The following is a 24517-nucleotide window of genomic DNA, read 5'->3' on the forward strand; positions in this document are numbered from 1 at the left end:
CCCCGTCCCCGGATCCGGCCCCGCCCGGGGCGGGTGAGGATCCGGGGACTACGCGCGCGTGGGGTCAGGACCTCAGGTTCGTGAGGGACCGCTCCGCCTGCGGCAGAATCCACTCCGGGACGACGTCTTCGGGCAGGGCCTTGATCTCCTCGACGAACGCCGAGATGCGGGCGGCGCCCGCCTCCGGCCGCCCGAGCTCCTGCTCGGTCCAGGCGGCGTTGTTCAGGCACTGGAAGCGGCCCAGAAGGTAGCCGGTGCCGAGGTCGTCGTAGACGGCGGAGGCCCGCTCCCACAGGAAGATCTGCTCCAGGCGCAGGGCCTCGATCCGGGCCGGGCTCAGCGCGCCGGGAGCCTCGCCGTCCGGGTCATGCCCCGGCTCGGCGTCGCCCTGCTCGTCCTGCTCGGCGTCGTCCTGCTCCGCGTCGTCCGCGTCCGGTGCGTACTCGTCCTGCTCGGCCTGTTCCTGCGCGGTGACCTGCCGGTCCAGGATCTGGGCCAGCTGGTGCCAGGTCTGCGCCAGCTCGGAGCGCAGCTCGTCGGCCTGCGGATCGGTCGACAGCGCCGCCTCCAGTACCCCGGCCGCTTCGTCCATCCGGAGCCGGGCGGCGTCCACGGCCGCCTCGTCGATCCGTTCGCGCAGGCCCAGCCAGGCCAGCGAACGCAGGATCCGGACTTCGGCGACCGCGGCCCCGCCCGCCTGCCGGTGCAGTTCCAGGGACCGCCGGTACGCGGCGACGGCCTCCTCGACCAGCCCCGCGTCGGAGAGGCAGTCGGCGGCCGACTGGGCGAAGCCCGCCTGGGGACGCTGGTCCTCCCAGCCCGTCACCAGCTCGGCCGCCCGCAGGTACTGCTCCGCCGCGGACCGGGACTCGCGCAGCTCCCGCAGCAGATCGCCCAGGAACTCCCGCGCCGCCACCGCCTGGCCCTCACCGTGCTCCAGCAGGTCGGGCAGCGTCGACTGGAGGACCTCCGCCGCGTCGGCGTTGCGGCCGTCCTGCGCGTAGGCGCGGGCCAGCACCAGACGGGCCTGTGCCCCGCCGTCGGCGGTCAGGCCGGCCTGGTCGAACCAGTGGGCGGCCGTCAGCGAGTGCTCGGCCGCCTCGGCGGCGGCGTCGGGCCGGTGCAGCAGGATGTCCGCGAGGGTGAGGCGCACGACGCCCTGCTGCTCGGAGTCCGTCACCTCCGCGGAGTGCTCCAGCGCCTCGCGCGCCGCTTCCTCGGCCTCCCCGGGCCGCTCCAGCGACCTCAGGACTCCGGCGCGCAGCACGAGGGGATCCACCGCCTGCCAGGGCCGGCCCGCCTCGACGGCCCGGACAGCGGAAGCGGCCAGGAGGGGCAGGGCGCGCTCGGTGTCCCCCTGCGCGAGGGCGACCCGGGCCAGCATCTCCTCGGCCTCCGCGACCAGGTCCGGCAGCGCGTCGCCCGGCGCGGCGTCCTCTCCGTACGCGGCGACGAAGGCGGTCAGCCCCTCGGCCGGCAGCGCGTGGCCGCCGTCGTGGTCGTGCGGGTGCCCCTCTGCGTGGGCGTGTTCCCGCGCCGCCTCGACGGACCGCAGGTACGGCTCCAGGCGGAGCGCGGCCAGTTCCGCGAGCGCGATCCGGCGGGTCCGCATCCGTTCGGCCGGGTCCAGGGCCCCGGCGGCCCGGGCGGCCGTCGCCAGCAGGGCGCGGACCTCCCCCGGCTCCGCCCCGGCCCCCGCGGCCACACTGGCCAGCCGCAGGTCCGCCAGGGCCGCCCGCTCGGGCCTGCCCAGGGCCAGGTACCCGTCCCGGACTTCCGTCAGGAGCCGGGCGGCGTCCTCGGCGCCGGCCCGCGCCGCGGCCAGGGCGTGGTGGTCGGCCACGTCCGCGGCCACCAGCGGATCCAGCTCCGCCGGGGGGAGCGCGGCCGCCCGTACGGACACCTCGGACCACAGCGCGTCCGCGCCCGGGTGCCCCAGGTCGCGCGCGTGCCGGGCCCGCTCCACGAGCTCGGCGAAGCCGGAGCCGGAGGCCGCCGCCGGGACGTGCGCGGCCGCGGGCGCCGGGGGGACGGCCGCGGCCGGCCGCGGCAGTGCGGCGCTGCGCACTCCGAGCGGCAGGACGCCGACGAACGGCGCCTGTTCGATCCGGGCCAGGAACCGTTCCGAGACGCGGGTGGTGCCGTTGCGGACGTCGAAGCGCTCGGCGATGTGCAGGGCCTCGGCGCGCAGCATCCCGTGCAGCTCGTCGACGGTGCGCGCGGAGCCGTCGTACGGCACGGTCCGGTCGGCGCCGTGCCCGAGTTCGGACAGCCGCCGCAGCAGGACGAGGACCCCGCCGTAGAAGTCCATCTGCGTCCTGACGTCCGCGAGGGCCCGCAGATGGGTGGCGTGTTCGGCGAGGATCTCCACGCCGCGCGCCTCGTTGCCGGTGAGGGCGCAGAACTCGATGTGCTGGCCGATGGCGCGCAGCAGGCCCTCCTTGCCGCGTGCCATGCGGTATCCGCGCAAGTGGTGGGAGCGGGCGTCGTCGGCGCGGCCGAGGCGCAGCAGCGGGCGCAGCGACCGGGCGAGGACCCGGTGCGGCTCCTCCATGCAGGTCTGTCCGCCGTTCAGCACGGGTTCCCAGATCCCGATGGCCTTGGCGTCCTCGCCCCGGCCCGCCCAGTAGGAGCCCTGGGAGTTCGTCTCGCAGGCGTGGCAGTCGCTCATCCGGTCGCGGTCGGCGGCCCGCCACCGTTCCATGGCCCGCTCGGCCCGCTCGTCGTCGCCGATGGCGTCCGCGAGAAAGTACTCGGACTGGCGTACGGCGCGTTCGCTGTAGCCGGCGATCCGGTAGCGCTTCTCCATGTCGTCGAGGTAGCCGGTGACGGCGGAGAGGGGGACGTCGGGCGAGTTGATGATCTGGCCGGACACCCACTTGAACCGCCAGAAGAGCGAGTGGGTGTCGCTCGCGTCGAAGGCTCCCGGATCGCGGTCGTACTCCTGGAGCAGACGGGCGAACGGAACCACCATCCGGGTGCGTTCGGAGCTGTACTCGTAGGCGTCGATCTGGGTGATCAGGGCCTGGCGGAACACGTCGGGGTCGCCGCAGACCTCGGCGGCGGCGGTCAGGGCCTCTGCCTGCGCGTTGCGCGCGGCGCCCTCGGGCAGGCGGTGGTTCTCGTAGAGCGCCCGCCGGATCTCTTCGGCCGTCATCGTGCTCACTGGGCGTCCTTCGGGGTCTCGGCGGAGTGGGTCGCCCATTCCAGGAGCCCGAGGAAGGCCCGGTTGAGCAGGGTGGAGTCGGCGGGCCGCAGCGGCCGCTGGGACATGAGCAGCGCCTGCCCGTAGAGGGATTCGACGGCGGTACCGGTCAGGGTCGCGTCGGGCAGGCCCGCGATGCGCCGGATCAGCGGGTTGTTGTGGTTGAGGACCAGGCGGGCGCGCGGGCCGGAGCCGCGCAGCGAGCCGAGGATGCCGCTCCACAGGCTGTCGGCGTTGTCGAGCGCGGCCGTCCGGTCGCGTTCCTGGCGGGCCTGCCGGTCGTCGAGGTAGAGCGCGGGCACGGAGACCGGCTGGAAGGCGCGCAGCACCACGTCGCAGCTCTGGGGCTCCAGGCGGGTGCGGGCGGTGGACAGGAAGGCGGTGAGGGCCAGTTCGACGCCGGTGGGGACCGGGTCGAGGCGCTCCGTGACGGCGCCCGCGTCGAGTTCGGTGACCTTGAGGTCGGGGCGTACGGAGGGCAGCAGGGCGAGCAGGTCAGCGTCGTAGGTGTAGCCGGCGTTGATGACGCCCAGGCCGTGAGCCGCCGCGATCGGTGCGATCTGGCGGAACTCCTCGACGGTGTGCGTGAAGTGGATGTCGCTGTGGGCCGCCGCGAACTCCTCCAGGCTCATCGAGCCGTCGCTGGTCTCGAAGGGCAGCCACGGCAGCATCAGCCCGAGCAGCTCGGCGTCGTGCCGGGCCAGGGACTTCACGCCGAGGTGATGGACGCTCAGGAAGGCCGCCAGACGGTCCGGTTCGCTCGCGGCGAGCTCGGCCAGCCAGGTACGGACGCGGGCGCCGAGGGCTTCGCGTACGGCGGCCAGGGTCTCGTCGTCGTACAGGTTCTCGCGGGAGGCGGTGGGCCGCAGCGTGTCCGTGTCCAGGACGACGCGGACGAAGAAGGCCCAGTCGGGCAGCAGGTTGTCGGCCTGGTCGGTGAGCAGCATGCCCTTGAGGTGGACGCGGTGTCCGGCCCGGTGGGCGGGGCTGGTCGGTTCGGGCAGGACGTACGCGACTCCTCGTACTCCGGCCACGGGCAGGTCGAGGTCGATGCTGTCGAGCGGGGTGAAGCCGAAGAGCCGCGCGCAGTGGCCGGCGAGGGCGACGCGGCGGGCGGCGGGGGTGGGGAAGGGACGGTCCCACACGGCGGGCCGGTCGGTGACCGGACGCGGGGCGCCGCCTTCGCCGTCGTCGAAGGTGATGTCGTAGGGCAGCAGGGAGCCGTAGTCGCGGGCGAGCCGTTCGACCCTGGCGGGCTCGGTCCACTCCTCGGAGCCCGGTCGGCCCTCCAGGTGGACGGTGGTGCCGGGCTCCGGGCGGGCGTCGTGGGGGAGTTCGCGGACGGTGTAGGAGCCGTCGTCCGTGGCCAGCCACTCGACGGGGGGTGCCTGGGGGTCGCGGGCGGAACGGGTGATGACGCGGATCTGCCGGGCGACGACGAAGCAGGCGAGCAGTCCGATGCCGAACTGGCCGAGGAATTCCTGGCGGGTGGTCTCCAGTCCGTGCTCGCCGCCGCGCTTGGAGCTGCGGCCGATGGTGGCGAGGAGGGAGTGGGCCTCCGCGGCGGTCAGGCCGATGCCGGAGTCCTCGATCGTGACCCGGCCGGCGGAGGCCGACAGCCGGATATGGACGCGTGCGCCGGGTTCGTGGGCGTGGCGGGCGGTGACGGCGTCGACGGCGTTCTGCAGGAGCTCGCGGACGTAGACGCGCGGGCTGGAGTAGAGGTGGTGGGACAGCAGGTCGACCAGGCCGCGCAGGTCGACCTGGAAGCTGTTGACGGGGGCCTCGGAGACGGAGGCCTCGGAGACGGGGGCCTCGGATACGGAGGCCTCGGAACCGGCCGTGGAGCCGGAAGACGGGGATGTGGACGACGTCATGAGGCGTCACCTCGCTTGCTCGCATGGGGTGGTCGGCGATCGCGAGGTACCCCCCCCTCACGGATCCCGGAGTGAGGAACAGAGTAGGGGGATGATCCGACAATTCCGCTGTGAATTGTGCTGCCCCGGCTCCTACGGGAAACGCAGGAACCGCGGCGGTACGGCCTCCGCCAGCCACACCCCGTTGGCGCTGATCCGGAACACGTGCCCGGCCGCCCGCATCGCGCCGGCGTCCACGGCGAGCACCACGGCCCGGCCCCTGCGCGCGCCCACCCGCGTCGCGGTCTCCCGGTCGGGCGAGAGGTGCACGTGGTGGCGGGCCATCGGGCGCAGGCCCTCGGCGCGGATGGAGTCCAGGGCCGAGGACACGGTGCCGTGGTACAGGTACGCCGGGGGTTCGGCCTCCGGCAGTCCGAGGTCGACCGCGACGGTGTGGCCCTGGCTGGCCCTGATGCGGGTGCCGTCGACGGCGAAGCGCTGCTTGTCGTTGGCGGCGACCACGTGGTCGAGCTCCGCCCGGCTGAAGGGGAATCCGTGGGCCGCGGCCGCGTCGAGGAGCTCGTCGATCTCGACCCATCCCTGCGGGTCGAGCACCAGTCCGATCCGTTCCGGCTGATGCCGCAGGTGTTTCGAGACGTATTTGGACACCTTCACGGTGCGTCTGTCATCCATGTCCCCAGCGTGCCGCCTCGGGCCGGGCTCCGGCAGCGATTTTTCGACCGTGCCGACGTGTGGACCACCTCTATCGCTCTTCCAAGATACGGAATACATTTTCCGCTGGACTGCTGCCCAGAGGGAGAAAACATGACACGACAGGCTTCACTGCTGCGGCGCTCGGCGGCCGAACTCATCGGCACCGCGGCACTGCTCGTGGTGGTGATCGGCTCCGGGATCCAGGCCGCCGCCCTCAGCCGCGACACCGGTGTCGCCCTCGTCGCCAACTCGCTCGTCTCGGCCATCGGCCTCGGGCTGATCATCACCCTGTTCGGGCCGCTGTCCGGGGCGCACCTCAACCCGGTGGTCACCCTCACCACCTGGTGGGCGCGCCGTACCGGGGGCGACGGGCTCGACGGCCGGGAAGCCCTGGCCTACACCGCGGCCCAGACCGCCGGGGCGATCGGCGGCGCCGTCCTCGCCGAAGCCATGTTCGGCCGGACCCCGGGAACCTTCGCCACCCAGGTCCGCGACGGCGGCCACCTGCTGATCGGTGAGATCGTCGCCACCGCCGGGCTGGTCCTGGTCATCCAGGGGCTGGGCCGCATCGGCCGCGCGAAGCTGATCCCGGCCGCGGTCGCCGCGTACATCGCCGCCGCGATCTGGTTCACCTCCTCGGGCTCCTTCGCCAATCCGGCGGGCACCGTGGGGCGGGCCTTCAGCGACTCCTTCACGGGCATCGCCCCGCGGTCACTGCCCGGATTCGTCGCCGCCCAGCTGCTCGGAGGCGTCCTCGGACTGGCCCTGGCCACCCTCCTCTACGGCCGCGAGCACCGCACCGGGGCGCGGGATTCCGCCCAGGACGGGCCGGCCGCCGCGGTGGAGCGGGCCGGGGAGGAACCGGTGGCCGATATACCGCGCACCGGACCCGCGTTCGAGGCCGTCGTCTGAGGCTCCATCCACGTTGCCCACAGGAAAACGCGACTTGTCCACAGCCGTTTCGGTGGGTTTGGGGGCCAACCGCGTGATTCGCCCTGTGGACTACTGATCGAGCACTATCGGCCGCCGCGCCGGGCCAGATCGTTCATCGTCCGGGCCTGGAGCTCCCGCTCCGTCGCCGCCCGGACGAACTCCGCCACGTGATCGGGGCCCACCAGCTCCTGTACCGCCCGCACCGTCTCCGCCGGCAGCGCGACCGGCGCGGGACCCGACGGCTGAGCGGCGCCGGCCGCGCCCAGGTGCCGCTGGAGGTGCCGGGTCGCGAACAGCCTCATCGCCCGCGCGAGTTCGGCGTCCACCGTCTGCTGGGCCAGGGGCCGCAGCCTCCGTACCATCGTCGCCGCCTCGGCCGCGTCGGCGTCCGTCGGAGGCACCTGCCCGAGGTAGCGGGCGAAGACGTGCTCGGTGGTGAACTCCAGGAAGCGCGAGGCGATGTGCTCGACCTGCCCCCGCAGTTCGCGCAGGTGGCCGGTGATCGCCACCAGCGGCACCCCGGCCGCGTACAGCTCGGCGGCGACCGCCAGCTCCTGCGGCGACGGCACCAGGAACTCGTCCGGACGGCCCGGGAGCCGCTCCAGCACCCCCAGCTCGCAGGCCTCGTTCACCGCGTCGTCGTCGGGTCTGCCGCCGAACCGTTCGTTCAGGTCGGCGCGGCTGATCCGGGCCGCCTCCTCGTCGGTCCACGGCCCGTGCACCTCGGCGACCAGGCCGAGTACGCCGCCGAGCCCGCGCCCCGCGTCCCAGGCCTCCAGCAGCTCCTTGATGGAGGCCAGGGTGTAGCCGCGGTCCAGCAGGTCCGCGATCTGCCGCAGCCGTGCCAGATGCGTGTCCCGGTAGACGTTGGACCGGCCGCGGCGCTCCGGCTTCGGCAGCAGACCGCGGTCCTGGTACGCCCGGATCGTGCGCACCGTCGCCCCGCTGTGGTGGGCCAGATCCTCGATCCGGTACTCGGCTACCGCCTGATCGGACAATCCCGGCTCCCTACGACATGGCGGCTCGGCCGACCGCGCCCGCCGCGGTCCGGGCGGCAGGAGGCGCCGCCAGGTACTCGAGCGCCGTGCGCAGCGAGCCCTCCTGCGAGGGATGGTACGACCGTCGGGAGGAGCGGGGTATGGCCGTGCCGGGCCCTCTCGGCGGGCCCTCCCCGGACGCCTCGACGCGCCACCGCTCCCCGGCGCCCCCGGCCGGGGTCACAGCTTCGGCTCCAGCCGCGCGATCCGCCGCAGCGTGCGCGGCGCGAAGCGGGACATCCACAGGGCGCCCTTGGACTCGGGGGTGACCGGCACGACGGCCTGGTTCTTCACCACGGCCAGCAGGATCGCGTCGGCGACCTTCTCCGGGGGGAAGTTGCGCAGCCCGTACATCCGCGAGGAGCTTTCCTGGCGGCGCTTCTCCTCGGCCGGGTCCGCTCCGGCGAACCGGGAGGTGGCGGCGATGTTGGTGTTGACGATGCCCGGGCAGATCGCGGAGACCCCGATCGACTGTGAGGCGAGCTCGGCGCGCAGGCACTCGCTGAGCATCAGGACGGCGGCCTTGGAGGTGCTGTACGCGGGGAGGGTCCGGGAGGGCAGGTAGGCGGCCGCGGAGGCGGTGTTGACGATGTGCCCGCCCTGGCCGCGCTCGGCCATCTGCTTCCCGAAGATCCGGCAGCCGTGGATCACACCCCACAGGTTGACGTCGAGGACCTTCTTCCAGTCCTCGGAGGTGGTCTCCAGGAAGGGCCCCGACAGGCCGATGCCGGCATTGTTGACCAGCACGTCCACGGTGCCGTACTCGGCGGCGACCTTCGCGGCGAGCTTCTCCATCGCCTGCTCGTCGCTCACGTCGACGCATTCGCCCCAGGCTTCGGGAGCGCCGACGAGCCGGGCCATCTCGGCGGTGCGCGCCGCGCCCTCGGCGTCCCGGTCCACGGCCACCACCCGGGCCCCGGCCTCGGCGAACGCGAAGGCCGTGGCCCGTCCGATGCCGCTGGCGGCGCCGGTGACCAGGACCAGCTGCCCGCCGAACCGGTCGGCGTACCTCCCGGGGGCCTTCTGCTCCGGTGCCCGTGTGGCGGGCTCCTCCCGGGCGGTCACGAACTCCGAGATCCACGCCGCGATCTGGTCGGGCCGGGTGCGCGGTACCCAGTGCTTGGCGGGCAGGGTCCGCCGCACCAGGTCCGGAGCCCACAGCTCCAGCTCGTCGTAGAGCCGCTCGGAGAGGAAGGCGTCTCCGGTCGGGGTGATCAGCTGGACGGGTACGTGCGCGTAGGCGTCGGCGCGGGGCCGGCGCATGCGGGCGCGGACGTTGTCGCGGTACAGCCAGGCACCGTGCGCGGCGTCCGAGGCCAGCGAGGCCGTCGGGTAGGGGCCGGCCGGGATGTTCTCCAGGCGCTCGAGCATCTTCGGCCACTGCTTGCCGAGCGGTCCGCGCCAGGCGAGCTCCGGCAGCAACGGCGTGTGCAGCAGGTACACGTACCAGGACTTCGCGCCCTGGCTCAGCAGCTGGGCCGCCCGGCGCGGGGTGGGACGCGCCATCCGCTTCTTGATCCAGTGCCCGAAGTGGTCGAGGGAGGGCCCGGACATCGAGGTGAAGGACGCGATCCGCCCCTCGGTACGGGCGACCGTGGCGAACTCCCAGCCCTGTACGGAACCCCAGTCGTGGCCCACCAGGTGCACCGGCCGGTCCGGGCTGACCGCGTCCGCCACGGCCAGGAAGTCGTCGGTCAGCTTCTCCAGGGTGAACCCACCGCGCAGCGGGACCGGGGCCGTGGACCGCCCGTGGCCCCGGACGTCGTACAGCACCACGTGGAAGCGGGCGGCGAGGCGTTCGGCGACCTCCGACCAGACCTCCTTGGTGTCTGGGTAGCCGTGCACCAGGATCACGGTCGGCCGGTCCGTTTCGCCGAGTTCCACGACGCACAGTTCGATGCCGCCGGTGCTCACCCGGCGCTCCCGCGCGCCCGCCAGTGCCGTACCGCTCATCCCGCTCATGCCGCCTTCTCCTCAGCCCAGCGCCGCACGTGCGGCAGGTCGTCGTCGAGCCAGTACGCGCTCTCCTCGGGGTCCCGGGAATCGGTGACCACCAGGATCTCCTCGAACTTCGCTCCGGTACCACGGAAGCCCAGGTGCGGCTCCACCGCCCACAGGCCGGGCTGCGGCGGGTGGTCGGAGAAGTGGTACGGGCTCCACAGCGGGGACCAGCCCTCGCGGTGCCCGTGCAGGGCGTCGGAGGCCAGACCCCTGAGGGACCGCGTACCGAATCCGAACGCGGTCGGTGACCAGCGCCGCTCCTCGACCCGGTCTATTTTGTGCGCGATCACGCCGAAGGGGTAGGCCCGGTGCCGGTTCGCGTACCCCTGGCGCGTCATCAGCCGTTCGACGTTCTCGTAGATCTCGCGCAGGGAGCGGCGCTCGCGCACCTGCTCCAGGATCAGGTCCCGGTGCGGCCGCAGGTCGGCCATCAGCCGGTCCTGCACCGGGTTGAGGCCGAGGCTCCCGGAGTAGCCGACGTCGGCCGCGTAGCCCCGGTGGACCGGCGCCATGTCGAGGATGAACGGCATCCCAGGCTCCAGCTTCCGGTTCGTCGGGAAGAACTGGAGGGGGACCCTGAACCCGGCGAAGGCGGTGCGGTCCCCGAACCAGGCGAACGGGAGGTGGAACCAGTCCCTCACGCCGCGCTCGCGCAGCCAGTCGCGCTGCATCCGCGCCGCCTCGCGCTCGGTCACGCCGGGCCGCAGCTGGGCCGCGACGGTCTCGGCGCACTCGTAGGCGAGGCGCTGAACCTCCCGGAAGCCGCTCAGCTCGGCGGAGGGCCGCCGGGCGGGCGGCGCGGTGCGTTGCTTCGTGTCCCCAGCCATAGCAGCCGTCCGTCCTCATCGCCGTACGCGCCCGTAAGTTGACACTGATGAATGTGACAATGACCGGAGATCACGTCAAGGGGCGTGCACGGACCTGTGGACGAACTTGTCCGGTTCGCATCAGCCTTGCGTCGGGGTTCGTAGTCCTCAAGGCGGATACGGGTTCCCGCTCCAGGTCTGACGATCCGCGCGACGTTCGGGACTAACGTCGAACTCGTGACTGTCATCGCGACCGAAAGCCTGAGCAAGCGGTACCCCCGAGTGACCGCCCTCGACCGGCTCTCCCTGGACATCGGACCCGGCGTCACCGGGCTCGTGGGTGCCAACGGAGCCGGCAAGTCCACGCTGATCAAGATCCTGCTCGGACTGTCCCCCGCCACCGAGGGCCGCGCCGCCGTGCTCGGACTCGACGTCGCCACGCATGGCAGCGCCATCCGTGAGCGCGTCGGCTACATGCCCGAACACGACTGCCTGCCACCCGACGTGTCGGCCACCGAGTTCGTCGTGCACATGGCCCGCATGTCCGGGCTGCCGCCGACGGCGGCACGCGAGCGGACCGCGGACACCCTGCGCCACGTCGGGCTGTACGAGGAGCGCTACCGCCCCATCGGCGGCTACTCCACCGGCATGAAGCAGCGCGTCAAGCTGGCGCAGGCGCTCGTCCACGACCCGCAGCTGGTCCTCCTCGACGAGCCGACGAACGGCCTCGACCCGGTCGGCCGCGACGAGATGCTCGGCCTGATCCGCCGCGTCTACACCGACTTCGGCATCTCCGTCCTGGTCACCTCCCACCTCCTCGGCGAGCTGGAGCGGACCTGTGACCACGTGGTGGTCGTCGACGGCGGCAAGCTGCTGCGGTCGAGCTCCACGAGCGACTTCACGCAGACCACCACCACCCTCGCGGTCGAGGTCACCGACTCCGACGCGCACCCGGACGGCACCGCCGCCCTGCGTACGGCGCTGGTGGCGGCGGGCATCACCCTCCACGCCGGCGAGGAGCAGGGCCTGCCCGGAGCGGGCCACATCCTGCTGATCGAGGCCACGGGCGAGGACACGTACGACACGGTCCGCGACACCGTCGCCGACCTGGGCATCGGCCTGGTCCGCATGGAGCAGCGCCGCCACCACATCGCGGAGGTCTTCCGCGACAGCGACCGGGCGGCCGCACAGCAGGCGGCCCAGCCGCAGGTACAGCAGCAGGGCCAGCCGCAGGGACGGCCCTCCGCCCAGTCGGCAGACCAGCAACCCGGCCAGCAGTCCGCCCAGCACCTCGTCCAGCAGAAGGGAGCCGGTTCCGATGGCGCCTGACACCTCGACCCAGATCCACAACATCGGCTACCGGTCCTACGACGGCCCCCGCCTCGGCCGCGCCTACGCCCGCAAGTCGCTCTTCTCGCAGTCCCTGCGGGGCGCGTACGGACTCGGCCGTTCGGCCAAGTCCAAGGTGCTGCCGATGATCCTCTTCGCGGTGATGTGCGTGCCCGCGCTGATCATCGTCGCCGTGGCCATCGCCGTCCCCGGCTCCACCGACCTGCCGATCAAGTACACGACGTACGCCCTGACCACCCAGGTGATCATCGGCCTTTACCTCGCGTCCCAAGCCCCCCAGTCGGTCTCCCGGGACCTGCGGTTCAAGACCGTGCCGCTGTACTTCTCACGCCCCATCGAGCGCGTCGACTACGTGGTGGCCAAGTACGCGGCCATGGCCTCGGCCCTCTTCATCCTCACCGCCACCCCGCTGCTGATCATGTGGATCGGCTCGCTGCTGGCGAAGTTCGACTTCGGTGACCAGACCAAGGGATTCGGGCAGGGACTGGTGTCCGTACTGCTGCTTTCGCTGCTCTTCGCCGGGCTCGGCCTGGTCATGGCCGCGCTCACCCCGCGCCGCGGCTTCGGCGTCGCCGCCGTGATCGGCCTGCTGCTCATCCCCTACGGCGCCGTCTCCACCGTGCAGGCCGTGGCCTACTCGACGGGGAACACCGGAGCCATCGACTGGATGGGCCTGTTCTCCCCGATCACCCTGATCGACGGAGTGCAGACCGCGTTCCTGGACGCCACCTCGGCGTTCCCCGGCGGTGAGGGCCCCTCGGCCGCCGTCGGTGTCGTCTACCTGCTCGTCGTCCTCGGCCTCATCGCCGGCTCCTACGCCGCCCTGATGGCCCGCTACCGGAAGGCCGGGCTGTGACCGTCATCGACATCGACCACACCTCCCGCTGGTTCGGCAACGTCGTCGCCGTGAACGACGTGACCATGCGGATCGGCCCCGGTGTGACCGGACTGCTGGGTCCCAACGGCGCCGGAAAGTCCACCCTCATCAACATGATGGGCGGCTTCCTCGCGCCCTCCACGGGGACCGTCACCCTCGACGGCGCGCCGATCTGGCGCAACGAGCAGGTCTACAAGCAGATCGGCGTCGTGCCCGAACGCGAGGCCATGTACGACTTCCTCACCGGCCGTGAGTTCGTGGTGGCCAACGCCGAACTGCACGGGCTCGACGACGCGGACGCCCAGCGCGCCCTCGCGACCGTCGAGATGGAGTACGCCCAGGACCGCAAGATCTCCACGTACTCCAAGGGCATGCGCCAGCGCGTGAAGATGGCGTCCGCGCTCGTCCACGACCCGTCCGTGCTGCTCCTCGACGAGCCGTTCAACGGCATGGACCCGCGTCAGCGCATGCAGCTCATGGAGCTGCTGCGGCGGATGGGCGACGAAGGCCGCACCGTCCTGTTCTCCTCCCACATCCTGGAGGAGGTCGAGCAGCTCGCCTCCCACATCGAGGTGGTCGTCGCCGGCCGGCACGCCGCCTCCGGCGACTTCCGCCGGATCCGCCGCCTGATGACGGACCGACCGCACCGCTACCTGATCCGGTCCTCCGACGACCGGGCCCTCGCCGCGGCCCTGATCGCCGACCCGTCCACCGCCGGCATCGAGGTCGACCTCAAGGAAGGCGCCCTGCGCATCCAGGCCGTCGACTTCGGACGCTTCACCGAGCTGCTCCCGCAGGTCGCCCGGGCGCACGGCATCCGGCTGCTCACGGTCTCGCCCTCCGACGAGTCCCTCGAGTCGGTCTTCTCCTACCTCGTCACGGCCTGAAGGAGCTGGCATGTACAACCCCACCGTTGCCCGGCTCACCTACCGGGCCCTGCTCGGCCGCCGCCGCGCGCTGATCCTCTTCGCGCTGCCCGCCCTGCTGATCGTCATCTCCGTCGCCGTCCGGGCCTTCACCGGCGTGGACGACAAGGTCGCCGCCGACCTCCTCGGCGGGTTCGCCCTGGCGACGATGGTCCCGCTGATCGGCGTCATCGCCGGCACCGGAGCCATCGGCCCCGAGATCGACGACGGCTCGATCGTCTACCTGCTCTCCAAGCCGGTGAAGCGGCCGACGATCATCATGACCAAGCTGATCGTCGCGATCGCCGTCACGATGGCCTTCTCCGCGATCCCCACCCTGATCGCCGGCTTCATCCTCAACGGCAACGGCCAGCAGATCGCCGTCGCCTACACCGTCGCCGCCCTCGTCGCCTCGATCGCCTACAGCGCGCTGTTCCTGCTGCTCGGCACCGTCAGCCGGCACGCGGTGGTCTTCGGCCTCGTCTACGCCCTGATCTGGGAGTCCCTCTTCGGCAGCCTGGTCTCCGGAGCCAAGACCCTCAGCGTCCAGCAGTGGTCCCTCTCCCTGGCCGAGAAGGTCGCCGGACCCGGGTACGTCGACGCCAGCGTCGGCCTGCCCACCGCCGTGATCCTGCTCCTCGTGGTCACCGTCGGCGCCACCGCCTACGCCGGCCAGAAGCTGCGCCGCCTCACCCTGGCCGGCGAGGAGTAGCCCCGCCGCCGCAGGCACCGCCCCCTGTGCCCCGCCCGGCCCACCGGCCGGGCGGGGCACAGGTTCGCGCGGGATCATCGGGTCATGATCGAGCCCACCGAGCCGGAGCCGTCCAGGCCCCTGCGGTCCTGGATACGTTCTTCGCCCGGGACGCACATCTGGCTGCTGATCATCGCCATCACCAGTGTCATCGTCGTGATCGCCCCGGACCGGGTCGAGCACGTACTGCTCCACCGCAACAGCAGCAACATCCACGAGCTGGTCCGATACCCCGTGCGTGCCCTGCTCAGCAGCGCGTTCTGGATCGAGAACCCGGCCTCGCTCGCCCTCTACGCCCTGCTCTTCGAGTGCTTCCACGCCCCCGTCGAGCGCTGGCTCGGCACCCTGCGCTGGCTCCTGATCGTCGCGACCGCCCACATCACGGCGACCCTGATCAGCCAGAAGGTCCTTCTGATGGCCATCCAGGACAACCGCGCGCCGCACAGCATGACCCACGTCGTCGACATCGGCGTCAGCTACGGCCTCGCGGCCTCGGTCGGTGTGCTGACCTACCGGCTGCCGAATCCCTGGCGATGGCTGTACCTGGCCGGCGCGGTCGCCTTCTTCGGAATCCCGCTCCTCACCGGCGGCAGCTTCACCGACCTCGGCCACGCCATTTCGCTCGCCGTCGGGCTGCTCGCCTGGCCGCTGACCCTGCACCAGGGGCCGCACACCGACCGCCCGCCCATCGATGTTTCACGTGGAACATGAGCGTTTCACGTGAAACAGGGTCATGTTTCACGTGAAACATCGGGGAAGACGGCCCGGACCCGCCAGCCGCCGCCGTCCCCCGGGCCTGCCCCGAGCGTCCCGCCGACGGCCTCCACCCGCTCCCTCAGACCCACGAGGCCGGTGCCGCCACCGCCTCGTCGGAGACCGGGGAAGGACCGGGAGCCGCGGGGCGGTGCCGTGTGGGACACGCTCAACTCGATGCCGGCCGTGGTCCGGCGCACGGTGACCCGTACCGCGTCCACTCCCCGGGCGTGGCGCCGTACGTTCGTCAGAGCCTCCACCGCGACCCGGTACGCGGCCGTGTCCGCCTCCCGGGCCAGCGCGGTCAGCGCCTGCTCCTCCGCCTCCAGTACGCCGCCCTCGAAGCGGTCCACCAGCTCCGGCAGCTCCGCGAGCCCGGGAACCGGGGTGGTGGGCCCGCCGCCGGCCCTGCGCAGTGCGTGCACCGTGCGGTCCATCGAGGCCAGAGCACTCAGCCCGGACTCCTCGATGCGCTCCAGGGCGAGGACCGCCTGACGCGGATCGGCGTCCGCCACGAACCGGGCGGCCTGCGCCTGTACCACCATCGCGGTCACGTCGTGCGCGACGAAGTCATGCAGATCCCGGGCCACTTCGAGCTGCTGGTCGCGCCGGGCGTCCCGTACCGCCCGGCGCGTCCGCGCGGCCTGCCGCCGCAGGTGCCCACCGGCGGCCACGGCCCCCAGGGCGGGCAGCGACCAGAACGCTGCCGCACCACAGGCTTCGAGCCATGACCCTCCTTCGTCCCACACGAGAGGGGCCGGCCACAGCGCCACCGCCACGACGCCCAGGGCTCCGGCGGGGATTGCGTCCCGCCGGGAGGACCACCGGGCCACCAGTCCCAGCAGCGGCAGCAGTAACGCCATGGCCGACAGGGACCACGCCCCGGGCAGCCGTGCGAGGGAACAGGCGACGGACAGCGCGGAGGCGCCCGCAAGCGTCGGGGCGTAGAGGGCTCGCGGGTTCACGGTCATGAGGGCGACCCTACGGACGGCCCTGGCACGGGGCCATCTGCCGTTCGGCAGAGGGGAGCCGACGCCCGGGCCCCGAAGCCTGACGGCACGAAATTCGCTGGTAAGGGCCGTGCGGCAGGGGCAGAGTGGGCAGTGCGGGGAGCAACAAAAGGTCCGGGACAGCCACTTCGAGCGCGCCTCGCGGCGCGGGCTGTCCCGGACCTCTCGTACGTCGTGCGCCGTGCCCCGGCTACGCGGCGCCCAGCAGGCGTTCCAGTACCACCGCGATGCCGTCCTCCTGGTTGGAGGTCGTCACCTCGTCGGCCACGGCCTTGAGCTCCGGATGGGCGTTGGCCATGGCCACGCCGTGGGCGGACCAGCCGAACATGGGGATGTCGTTCGGCATGTCGCCGAAGGCGATCGTCTCCGCGGCCTTCACACCCAGCCGCCGTGCGGCCAGGGACAGGCCGGTGGCCTTGCTCAGGCCGAGCGGCAGGATCTCGACGATGCCGGGACCCGCCATCACGATGTCGACGAGGCTGCCGACGGTCGCCCGGGCCACCTTGACCAGCTCGTCCTCGCCCATCCCCGGGTGCTGGATGTAGAGCTTGTTCAGCGGGGCGGTCCAGACCGCCGCCGTGTCCTCCAGGTAGAGCGCCGGCAGGCCCTCCTGCACCTGGTATCCCGGACCGAACAGCACTTCGCCGTCCACGCCGTCCCGGCTGGCCGCCAGGGCCAGCGGACCCACCTCGGCCTCTATCTTCGACAGCGCCAGCCCGGCGAGCTGCCGGTCCAGCGTCACCGACGTCAGCAGCCGGTGTGCTCCCGCGTCGTAGACCTGCGCGCCCTGCCCGCACACGGCGATCCCCTTGTAACCGAGGTCGTCGAGCACGTGACGGGTCCAGGGCACGGCCCGGCCGGTGACGATGATGTGCGCCGCGCCCGCCGCGGTGGCCGCGGCGAGCGCTTCACGGGTGCGCTCCGAGACGGTGTCGTCGTCACGCAGGAGCGTGCCGTCGAGGTCCGTCGCGACGAGCTTGTACGGGAAGGGGGCGGCCGGGCTCACTTGGTGATCGGCTCCAGCACCTCGCGGCCGCCCAGGTACGGACGGAGCACCGGAGGCACCCGCACCGAACCGTCGGCCTGCTGGTGGTTCTCGAGGATCGCGACGATGGTGCGCGGTACGGCGCACAGCGTGCCGTTCAGCGTCGACAGCGGCGCGGTCTTCTTGCCCTCGCGGTAGCGGATCGACAGGCGGCGGGCCTGGAAGCCGTCACAGTTCGAGGCGGAGGTCAGCTCGCGGTACTTGCCCTGGGTCGGGATCCAGGCCTCGCAGTCGAACTTGCGCGAGGCGGAGGAGCCCAGGTCGCCGGTGGCCACGTCGATGACCTGGAACGGCAGCTCCAGGCTGGTCAGCCACTGCTTCTCCCATTCGAGGAGCCGCTGGTGCTCGGCCTCGGCCTCCTCCGGGGCGACGTACGAGAACATCTCGACCTTGTCGAACTGGTGGACGCGGAAGATGCCCCGGGTGTCCTTGCCGTAGGTACCGGCCTCGCGGCGGAAGCACGGCGAGAAGCCGGCGTAGCGCAGCGGAAGCTTGTCCGCGTCGATGATCTCGTCCATGTGGTACGCGGCGAGCGGGACCTCGGAGGTGCCGACCAGGTAGTAGTCGTCCTTCTCCAGGTGGTACACGTTCTCCGCGGCCTGGCCGAGGAATCCGGTGCCCTCCATGGCACGCGGGCGGACCAGGGCCGGCGTCAGCATGGGGATGAAGCCGGCCTCGGTGGCCTGCGCGATCGCGGCGTTCACCAGGGCGAGCTCCAGCAGCGCGCCGACACCGGTGAGGTAGTAGAAGCGCGAGCCCGACACCTTGGCGCCGCGCTCGACGTCGATGGCGCCGAGCGATTCGCCGAGCTCCAGGTGGTCCTTGGGCTCGAAGCCCTCGGCGCCGAAGTCACGGATCGTGCCGTGCGTTTCGAGGACGGTGAAGTCCTCCTCGCCGCCGACGGGGACGTCGCCGTGGACGATGTTGCCGAGCTTGAGGAGGAGCTGCTTGGCGGCCTCGTCGGCCTCGTTCTGCTCGGCCTCGGCGGCCTTGACGTCCTGCTTGAGCTGCTCGGCCTTGGTCAGCAGCTCGGCCCGCTCCTCCGGGGAGGCCTTGGGGATGAGCTTGCCGAGCGACTTCTGCTCGTTGCGCAGTTCGTCGAAGCGCATGCCGGAGGACCTGCGGCGCTCGTCGGCGGAGAGCAGTGCGTCGACGAGTTCGACGTCCTCTCCACGGGCGCGCTGCGAGGCGCGGACACGGTCAGGGTCTTCACGGAGCAGCCGGAGGTCAATCACCCCTCCAGGCTACCGGGCGGGGCTTCCGGGGATCACACCGATATCACGCTGCGTGTCGCTATGTCCCAATTGAGGCGAATGGAAATCTCTTGTCCGACGGCTGGAACCGATCGCCCGGCGGGTGTCGATAAAACCGGCCTCATTCGCCGAAAAGGGGCAAGGCCGCGCCGGGTGGGCGGGCCTGAGCAGCGTCGGAGGGTGTTCCTTGTCCACAGGAATTCCCCTCGCAGCTGTCTTATCCACAGGCTGTGTGCCGCATCTGTGGACACGGAATTAGATCAATAGGGATCCTGGCGGGGTGGGGTCCGATCCGGGTTCAAACCGCCCTCACACACTCATTCGGGTGGGAATGACTCGCTCCAAAGAGTTGATCGCTGATACAGGGGTGACAGCGTTCACCTGTCGCTCCCCAGCGCGAAACCTGAGGCCCCGGCCGATTTGTCGACCTTGTCGCGCCGCTCTGTCGACTTGTCCCCAGGTCCCCATCCCGGCCTGTGGATAACTCTGTGGACAGTGGACGAAGTCCTACGGGCGGCCGTCGAGGCAACGCGTCAGCCAGTCGGAGGCCTCGGTGAAGTCGCTGTCGGAGGTTCCCGGCCGCGCGTCCCGCACCTCACTCAGAGCGACACCGGCACGCGGGTAGGAGCCGAGGAAGCGGACCTGGGGACAGGTCCGCTTCAGACCCATCAGGGCCTCGCTGACCCGGCGGTCGGAGATGTGTCCCTCGGCGTCGACCGCGAAGCAGTAGTTGCCGATGCCCTGACCCGTCGGCCGGGACTGGATCAGCATCAGGTTCACTCCCCGGACGGCGAACTCCTGGAGCAGCTCCAGCAGCGCACCGGGGTGGTCCTCGCCCAGCCACAGCACCACGGAGGTCTTGTCGGCGCCGGTCGGCGCGGCGGGCCGGGCGGGCCGGCCGACGAGCACGAACCGGGTTTCGGCGTTCTCCGCGTCGTGGATCTCGGTGACCAGCGCTTCCAGCCCGTACGTGACGGCGGCGAACTCACCGGCGAAGGCCGCGTCGAACCGGCCCTCCTGCACCAGCCGGGCTCCGTCGGCGTTGGAGGCGGCCGACTCCCACACCGCGTCGGGCAGGTTCGCCCGCAGCCAGTTCCGCACCTGCGGCTGGGCGACGGGGTGCCCGGTGACGGTCTTGACGTCCGACAGCTTGGTCCCCGGCCGCACGAGCAGGGCGAACGCGATGGGCAGCAGCACCTCGCGGTAGATCATCAGAGGTTCGCCGGAGGCCAGCTCGTCGAGGGTGGCGGTGACCCCGCCCTCCACGGAGTTCTCGATCGGCACCAGCGCCGCCGCCGCCTCGCCGTTGCGCACGGCGTCCAGGGCGGCGGGGACCGAGACCATCGGGACGAGCTCCCGGGTGGCGGCTTCCGGCAGCGTACGGAGGGCGGCTTCGGTGAAGGTGCCCTCGGGACCGAGATAGGTGAAGCGGGTGGCCGACATGCGGTCAGCCTAATGCCGGGGCGGCCGCCGCAGCGGGGCCGTTCACCCTTCGAGCAGGCGCTGTCCGACGTACTCCCCGGCGCGCGGGCCGGGCGGAACGGCGTACAGGCCGCTGGACTCGTGCCGGATGAACGCGGACAGGGCGTCCCCGCGGTCGAGCTTGCGCTGGACGGGGACGAATCCGCGCAGCGGGTCGGCCTGCCAGCAGATGAACAGCAGCCCGGCGTCAGGCGTGCCGTCGGGGGCGATCCCGTCGTGGAAGGAGAAGGGCCGGCGGAGCATGGCGGCTCCGCCGTTCTGCTCGGGGGCCGAGATCCGGGCGTGGGCGTTGGAGGCGATGACGGGCTTTCCGTCGGCGCCGAGCTTGTCCAGGGCCATCTCCGTGGTCTCGGTGCCACCGGTCAGCGGGGCTCCGGTGGCCTTGGTCCGGCCGATGACCTGCTCCTGGTCGGCCAGGGACTGCTTGTCCCAGTCGTCGAGCAGCATCCGGATCCGGCGCACGACGGCGTACGAGCCCCCGGCCATCCAGGCGTGCTCGGCGGGCCCCGGCCCGGTGCCCGGCACGAAGATCCGCTTGTCGAAGTCCGGGTCCGCGGGCTTGGGGTTCCCGGTGCCGTCGACCTGGCCCATCAGGTTCCGCGCGGTCAGGGGCTTCGCGGTGGCGCCCGGGGTCCGGTTGAAGCCGTTCATCTGCCAGCGCACGCGTGCGGCGTCCCCGGCGTCCTTCTGTACGGCACGCAGGGCGTGGAAGGCGACGAGCCCGTCGTCCGCGCCGATCTGGACCCACAGGTCGCCGTTGCTGCGCTGGGCGTCGAGCCGGTCGGAGGAGAAGTCCGGCAGCGGGTCGAGGGCCGCCGGGCGGCGGGCGGTCAGGCCGGTGCGCTCGAAGAAGGAGTGCCCGAACCCGAAGGTGACGGTGAGGGAGGACGGCCCCGCGTCGAGGGCGATCCCGCTGTCGGCGGTCGGCGCGGTCTCGCCCGCCATCAGCCGCCGCGCGGTGTCGGACCAGCGGCGCAGCAGCGCGGCGGCCTCGGTGCGGCCGGCCCCGGGTGCCAGGTCGAAGGCGAGGACGTGGCCCTTGGCCTGGAGCGGGGTGGTGATCCCCGCCTGGTGGTCCCCGTCGAAGGCGACCCGGGAGGCGCCCAGGGAGGCGAGTGCCCCGGCCGGGCCGGTGGCACCGGCCGGGGAGTCGGCGATCGAGGCGTGGGTGAGGGCCCCGCCCGTGGCGCCGAGGGCGAGTCCGACGGCGCCGGCGGCGCTCACGGTGCCCAGCAGCCTGCGCCGGGAGATCTCGATGTCCGGGTTGCTCCCGGTGCTGTCGGTCACGCTGCTCAGCCGATCTTCACGTTCTTCTGGACGGTCGTCTGGTCGATGTCGGAGGTGCGGACGGTCACGTCGATGCGCCATTCACCCGTGAGCGGCAGCTGGACCCCGGACGCGGTCCAGTGTCCGGGACCGGAGCGGTCCGGGACGACCGGCAGCGGGCCGATCTCCTTGGCGGGCAGGGTGAAGGCCACCTTGATCTCGGGGAGGTCCAGGGGCTTGGCGTCCGGGCCCTCCGCCCACAGGTGGAGCGTGTTGGCGCCGACCCGGCCCGGGTCGAGCTCCAGCCGTACGGTGCCCTTGCCGTTCTGGCCGCCGGTGTCGAAGGGCAGGGTGATCTTGACGGGGCGGTTGGGCACCGCGGTGGCGGCCGCGCCCCGGCCGGTCTCCTGCTCCACGGCGCGACCGGGCTCGGTGCTGGTCAGGACGGTGGTGACGGCGAGCAGGGCCACGGCCACCGCCGCCTCCGCGAGGACCGACCGGCGCAGGCCGGCCCGGCCGGGATCGGCGTCGCGCACCTGGTGCTCGCGGGCCTTCTCGCGTGCGGCGTGCTGCCGGGCGAGCTGGGCGGCCCGCTTGGGGTCCGCGGGCTCGGGGTCGGCGGACTCGGTGCCGGCCGCCGCCTTCGAGGCCCCTGTTTCACGTGAAACATCGCTCCCCGAGAGCACCCCGGCCGCGGAGCCGGCCGACTCCCCGGTGACCTTGGCGGCCACCTTGTCGGACACCTCCGCGGCGGTCTCCGCCGGGGCGTCCGCGAGCCGGGCGGTCCACTTCCGCGAGAGGTAGGCGACGCCGAGGAGCACGGCGACCAGCCCCACCTTGATCATCAGGAGTCGGCCGTAGCTGGTGCCGGTGAGGGCCGACCAGCTGCCGAGCTGGCGCCAGGACTGGTAGACGCCGGTGACGGCGAGGACCACGACACTGATGAAGGCGACCTTCGAGAAGCGCCGTACGGCGTCCCGCTCGATGTCCGGCACCTTGTGCAGGGCGACCAGCAGTGCGGCGAGACCGCCGAGCCAGGCGGCCACGGCCAGCAGGTGCAGGATGTCGGCCGGCATCGCGATGGCGGGCTGGATCCCGGTGGAGGCGTGCTCGGAGAGGGCCCAGGTGGCGGCGATGCCGGCGGCCACCACGGCCCCGCCGAGCCCGAGCCCGAAGGCCAGGTCGCTCGTCTCCTTGCTGCCGTCGGGCTCCTGTCCCGATGCCTCGTGTCCGGATGCCTCCTGGGCCTGCTGGCGGCGTGCGTACGCCCCGAAGAGCACGGCGATGAACAGGGCGGCCGCGCCGAGGAGCAGCAGCCGGGAGACGAACGAGGCGCCGGTCTTGGTCTCCAGCACGGCCCGCAGCCCGGCGAGGTCGAAGACGTCGGCGAACTTCCCCGAGCCGGTGTACGGGTTGCGGAGCGCCAGCATCGCCAGGGTGGCGGCGGTCAGGGTGACCCAGCCCCGCAGGACCAGCTTCTGCAGCGGCCGTTCGGCGGCCCCCCGGCGCCAGCACAGCAGGATGAAGGCGGCGCCGCCGACGAGGACGGTGAACCCGGCGTAGGCGGCGTAGCGGGCGATCCCGTACGCGATGCCGACGGGCCCGCCGCCCGCCTGCTGGGTGGGCAGGGCGACGTCGGTGGCCGAGGGGGCGCCGATGGAGAAGGTGAAGGCGCCGGAGATCGGGTGGCTGTCCGCGGAGACGGCCTGCCAGGCGACGGTGTACGTACCGTCGGGCAGCCCGGTGTGGAGGGCGGTGCCGTACCGGATGACCGAGCCGCTGCACATGTCGCGCAGCTCGCCGGTGTCCACGCGCCTGCCCTGCGGGTCCATGACGCGGATGGAGTCGTCGCCCATGGCGACCTGCTCCGAGAAGGAGAGGGTGACCTGGGCGGGTGCCGTGGCGACCACCGCCCCGTCCTGGGGGTCGCTCGCGGTGAGTGCGGCGTGTGCCGTGGCCGGTCCGGCCGCGGTGAACAGGGTTGCCAGCAGGGCTGCGAGGACCAGCGCGAGCCGCGGCAGGAATGCCGTGATGCGGACCCGGGCTGGGGAAGGGGCGGGGGCGGTGGCCGTCATGGCGTGTCAGTTCCTCGGTCCGTCAGTGGGCGTTGGAGTTCTGTGCGTTGTAGGTCCGCTCTTTCACGTCGACCTCGACCTTGACCGGGTCGGCCTTCTCGAACCGGAGCTCGACGGTGATCTTGTCCCCGACGGCCGGCTTGTTCTTGAGTCCCATGAACATCACGTGGTCGCCGCCCCGCTGGAGCTTGAGCTCGCCGCCCGCGGGCACGTCCAGAGCCTGGACCTGCTGCATCTTCTGATCCTTGGTCTGGTGGATCTGAAGGTCGTCGGAGAGGGGGCTGGTGACGGCCGTCAGCTTGTCCGCGGTCTTCGAGTCGTTCTTGATGACCATGAAGGCGCCGGCCATCTTGTCGTTGACCGGTTCCGGCATGAAGGCCCCGCTGACCGTCAGCTTCGGCTTCGCGCCGTCGGATCCGGAGGAGGAGTCCGAAGAGGAGTCCGAGGAGCAGCCGGATATGGCGAGCGCGGCCGTCAGGGCGAGGGCGGCGGCGAGGGTGTTGCGGGTGGTGCGGCGGTTCACGGGTTCTCCCCCTTGGCGAGCTTCGGCAGGTCCTTGGTGTAGTCATCGACGGTGGTGCCCTCGCCGTAGAGGACGTAGCCCTCTTCCGTCTTGGGCGAGAACGCGATGACCTGGGCACCGTGCATGGAGACGACCTTGCCGTCGGGCCCCGTCGTGGGGGCCTCGATGCCGATGCCGAGCGAGCGCGCCGCGGTCTGGATGGTGGCGAAGTCCCCGGTCAGTCCGATGAAGGACGGGTCCTGGGCCTTGAGCCACGAGCCGAGGGATTCGGGAGTGTCCCGTTCGGGGTCCGTGGTGACGAAGACGACCCGGAGGTCGTCCTGGTCCGCCTTCGGCAGCGCCTTCTTGGCGACGGCGATGTTGCTCATCGTCAGGGGGCACACGTCGGGGCAGTTGGTGTAGCCGAAGTAGATGAGCGTCGGCTTGCCCTTGGTCTGCTCGCGCAGGTTCCAGGGCTTGCCGGTGGTGTCCGTGAGGACGAGGTCCGGCTTGTCGAAGGGGCGGTCGAGGACCGTCGCGGCCCCGGCCTTCTTCTGACCGGTGATCTGGGTGACCGAACCGGTGTTCTTCGCCGTCTCACCGCCACAGGCGGAGAGGGCGAGGGCGGTCGCCACCGCGAGGGCGGCGACCGTCACACGTGTGGTGCGCATGGAGGAATGTCCCTGGGATCGGGGA

20 protein-coding genes are annotated in these 24517 nt (G+C 72.0%); 6 read left to right on the forward strand and 14 right to left on the reverse strand.

Annotated features, from left to right (window positions below):
• Positions 1-64: 64 nt before the first annotated feature.
• From ABZZ17_RS15445 to ABZZ17_RS15455, 3 genes are all read right to left on the reverse strand, one after another.
• Positions 65-3166 (reverse strand): tetratricopeptide repeat protein, encoded by a 3102-nt coding sequence (locus tag ABZZ17_RS15445; RefSeq protein WP_356876063.1) that lies wholly within the window; start codon positions 3164-3166, stop codon positions 65-67.
• On the reverse strand, positions 3163-5082 hold the full coding sequence (locus ABZZ17_RS15450) for an HSP90 family protein (protein ID WP_356876065.1): 1920 nt from the start codon (positions 5080-5082) through the stop codon (positions 3163-3165). The genes ABZZ17_RS15445 and ABZZ17_RS15450 overlap by 4 nt, the downstream gene beginning before the upstream one ends.
• Positions 5083-5214: 132 nt before the next feature.
• Positions 5215-5754, reverse strand: coding sequence for an RNA 2'-phosphotransferase (locus tag ABZZ17_RS15455; protein WP_356876067.1), 540 nt, complete (start codon positions 5752-5754; stop codon positions 5215-5217).
• A gap of 132 nt (positions 5755-5886) precedes the next feature.
• Here ABZZ17_RS15455 and ABZZ17_RS15460 point away from each other — a divergent pair, with 132 nt between their 5' ends.
• Positions 5887-6687 (forward strand): aquaporin, encoded by an 801-nt coding sequence (locus ABZZ17_RS15460; RefSeq protein ID WP_356876069.1) that lies wholly within the window; start codon positions 5887-5889, stop codon positions 6685-6687.
• A 104-nt stretch (positions 6688-6791) separates the two neighbouring features.
• On the opposite strand, the gene ABZZ17_RS15465 is transcribed toward ABZZ17_RS15460, so the two are convergent.
• From ABZZ17_RS15465 to ABZZ17_RS15475, 3 genes are all read right to left on the reverse strand, one after another.
• Entirely contained in the window at positions 6792-7706 is a 915-nt protein-coding gene (locus tag ABZZ17_RS15465; RefSeq protein ID WP_356876071.1) for a MerR family transcriptional regulator, read from the reverse strand.
• 219 nt (positions 7707-7925) lie between these two features.
• A complete protein-coding gene (locus ABZZ17_RS15470) occupies positions 7926-9698 on the reverse strand; it encodes an SDR family oxidoreductase (RefSeq protein ID WP_356876247.1) in 1773 nt (590 codons plus the stop codon).
• A 5-nt stretch (positions 9699-9703) separates the two neighbouring features.
• A complete protein-coding gene (locus ABZZ17_RS15475) occupies positions 9704-10573 on the reverse strand; it encodes a M24 family metallopeptidase (RefSeq protein ID WP_356876073.1) in 870 nt (289 codons plus the stop codon).
• Positions 10574-10789: 216 nt separating this feature from the next.
• On the opposite strand from ABZZ17_RS15475, the gene ABZZ17_RS15480 reads away from it, so the two are divergent.
• The 5 genes from ABZZ17_RS15480 (at position 10790) to ABZZ17_RS15500 (ending at position 15146) form a co-directional block, all read left to right on the forward strand.
• Positions 10790-11881, forward strand: coding sequence for an ABC transporter ATP-binding protein (locus ABZZ17_RS15480; protein WP_356876075.1), 1092 nt, complete (start codon positions 10790-10792; stop codon positions 11879-11881).
• Positions 11871-12758 carry an ABC transporter permease gene (locus ABZZ17_RS15485; protein ID WP_356876077.1) on the forward strand — a complete coding sequence of 296 codons (888 nt, stop codon included), beginning with the start codon at positions 11871-11873 and terminating at the stop codon, positions 12756-12758. The genes ABZZ17_RS15480 and ABZZ17_RS15485 overlap by 11 nt, the downstream gene beginning before the upstream one ends.
• Complete coding sequence (locus ABZZ17_RS15490; RefSeq protein ID WP_356876079.1) at positions 12755-13666, forward strand: ABC transporter ATP-binding protein; 912 nt, start codon at positions 12755-12757, stop codon at positions 13664-13666. Before ABZZ17_RS15485 ends, ABZZ17_RS15490 begins: the two co-directional genes overlap by 4 nt.
• A 10-nt stretch (positions 13667-13676) precedes the next feature.
• Positions 13677-14396 carry an ABC transporter permease subunit gene (locus tag ABZZ17_RS15495; protein ID WP_356876081.1) on the forward strand — a complete coding sequence of 240 codons (720 nt, stop codon included), beginning with the start codon at positions 13677-13679 and terminating at the stop codon, positions 14394-14396.
• 84 nt (positions 14397-14480) lie between these two features.
• Positions 14481-15146: a rhomboid-like protein gene (locus ABZZ17_RS15500; RefSeq protein WP_356876083.1), complete on the forward strand. Its 666-nt coding sequence runs from the start codon at positions 14481-14483 to the stop codon at positions 15144-15146.
• Positions 15147-15166: 20 nt separating this feature from the next.
• Here ABZZ17_RS15500 and ABZZ17_RS15505 read toward each other — a convergent pair whose 3' ends face one another.
• The 8 genes from ABZZ17_RS15505 to ABZZ17_RS15540 form a co-directional block, all read right to left on the reverse strand.
• Entirely contained in the window at positions 15167-16159 is a 993-nt protein-coding gene (locus tag ABZZ17_RS15505) for a histidine kinase (RefSeq protein WP_356876085.1), read from the reverse strand.
• Between the two features lie 229 nt (positions 16160-16388).
• Positions 16389-17204 (reverse strand): HAD family hydrolase, encoded by an 816-nt coding sequence (locus ABZZ17_RS15510; RefSeq protein WP_356876087.1) that lies wholly within the window; start codon positions 17202-17204, stop codon positions 16389-16391.
• Positions 17201-18478, reverse strand: a complete 1278-nt coding sequence (gene serS, locus ABZZ17_RS15515) for a serine--tRNA ligase (protein WP_356876089.1) — start codon at positions 18476-18478, stop codon at positions 17201-17203. The genes ABZZ17_RS15510 and serS overlap by 4 nt, the downstream gene beginning before the upstream one ends.
• Positions 18479-19003: 525 nt before the next feature.
• Positions 19004-19939: a prephenate dehydratase gene (gene pheA / locus ABZZ17_RS15520; RefSeq protein WP_356876091.1), complete on the reverse strand. Its 936-nt coding sequence runs from the start codon at positions 19937-19939 to the stop codon at positions 19004-19006.
• A gap of 42 nt (positions 19940-19981) precedes the next feature.
• Complete coding sequence (gene efeB, locus ABZZ17_RS15525; RefSeq protein WP_356876093.1) at positions 19982-21265, reverse strand: iron uptake transporter deferrochelatase/peroxidase subunit; 1284 nt, start codon at positions 21263-21265, stop codon at positions 19982-19984.
• A gap of 5 nt (positions 21266-21270) precedes the next feature.
• The gene (locus ABZZ17_RS15530; protein ID WP_356876095.1) at positions 21271-23319 is read right to left on the reverse strand and encodes a copper resistance protein CopC; all 2049 of its coding nucleotides are present in this window, start codon (positions 23317-23319) and stop codon (positions 21271-21273) included.
• Between the two features lie 22 nt (positions 23320-23341).
• Entirely contained in the window at positions 23342-23842 is a 501-nt protein-coding gene (locus ABZZ17_RS15535) for a copper chaperone PCu(A)C (RefSeq protein WP_356876097.1), read from the reverse strand.
• Complete coding sequence (locus tag ABZZ17_RS15540) at positions 23839-24492, reverse strand: SCO family protein (protein ID WP_356876099.1); 654 nt, start codon at positions 24490-24492, stop codon at positions 23839-23841. The genes ABZZ17_RS15535 and ABZZ17_RS15540 overlap by 4 nt, the downstream gene beginning before the upstream one ends.
• Positions 24493-24517: the final 25 nt, after the last annotated feature.

It is taken from the genome of Streptomyces sp. NPDC006512 (assembly GCF_040611935.1).
Lineage (GTDB): Bacteria > Actinomycetota > Actinomycetes > Streptomycetales > Streptomycetaceae > Streptomyces.

Bases quoted from the DNA above. Each gene is read 5' to 3' on its own strand.
- ABZZ17_RS15450 (WP_356876065.1), bottom strand. From the start codon at position 5,082: ATGACGTCGTCCACATCCCCGTCTTCCGGCTCCACGGCCGGTTCCGAG.
- ABZZ17_RS15455 (WP_356876067.1), bottom strand. From the start codon at position 5,754: ATGGATGACAGACGCACCGTGAAGGTGTCCAAATACGTCTCGAAACAC.
- ABZZ17_RS15460 (WP_356876069.1), top strand. From the start codon at position 5,887: ATGACACGACAGGCTTCACTGCTGCGGCGCTCGGCGGCCGAACTCATC.
- ABZZ17_RS15470 (WP_356876247.1), bottom strand. From the start codon at position 9,698: ATGAGCGGTACGGCACTGGCGGGCGCGCGGGAGCGCCGGGTGAGCACC.
- ABZZ17_RS15475 (WP_356876073.1), bottom strand. From the start codon at position 10,573: ATGGCTGGGGACACGAAGCAACGCACCGCGCCGCCCGCCCGGCGGCCC.
- ABZZ17_RS15485 (WP_356876077.1), top strand. From the start codon at position 11,871: ATGGCGCCTGACACCTCGACCCAGATCCACAACATCGGCTACCGGTCC.
- ABZZ17_RS15495 (WP_356876081.1), top strand. From the start codon at position 13,677: ATGTACAACCCCACCGTTGCCCGGCTCACCTACCGGGCCCTGCTCGGC.
- ABZZ17_RS15500 (WP_356876083.1), top strand. From the start codon at position 14,481: ATGATCGAGCCCACCGAGCCGGAGCCGTCCAGGCCCCTGCGGTCCTGG.
- ABZZ17_RS15505 (WP_356876085.1), bottom strand. From the start codon at position 16,159: ATGACCGTGAACCCGCGAGCCCTCTACGCCCCGACGCTTGCGGGCGCC.
- pheA (WP_356876091.1), bottom strand. From the start codon at position 19,939: ATGTCGGCCACCCGCTTCACCTATCTCGGTCCCGAGGGCACCTTCACC.
- ABZZ17_RS15530 (WP_356876095.1), bottom strand. From the start codon at position 23,319: ATGACGGCCACCGCCCCCGCCCCTTCCCCAGCCCGGGTCCGCATCACG.
- ABZZ17_RS15540 (WP_356876099.1), bottom strand. From the start codon at position 24,492: ATGCGCACCACACGTGTGACGGTCGCCGCCCTCGCGGTGGCGACCGCC.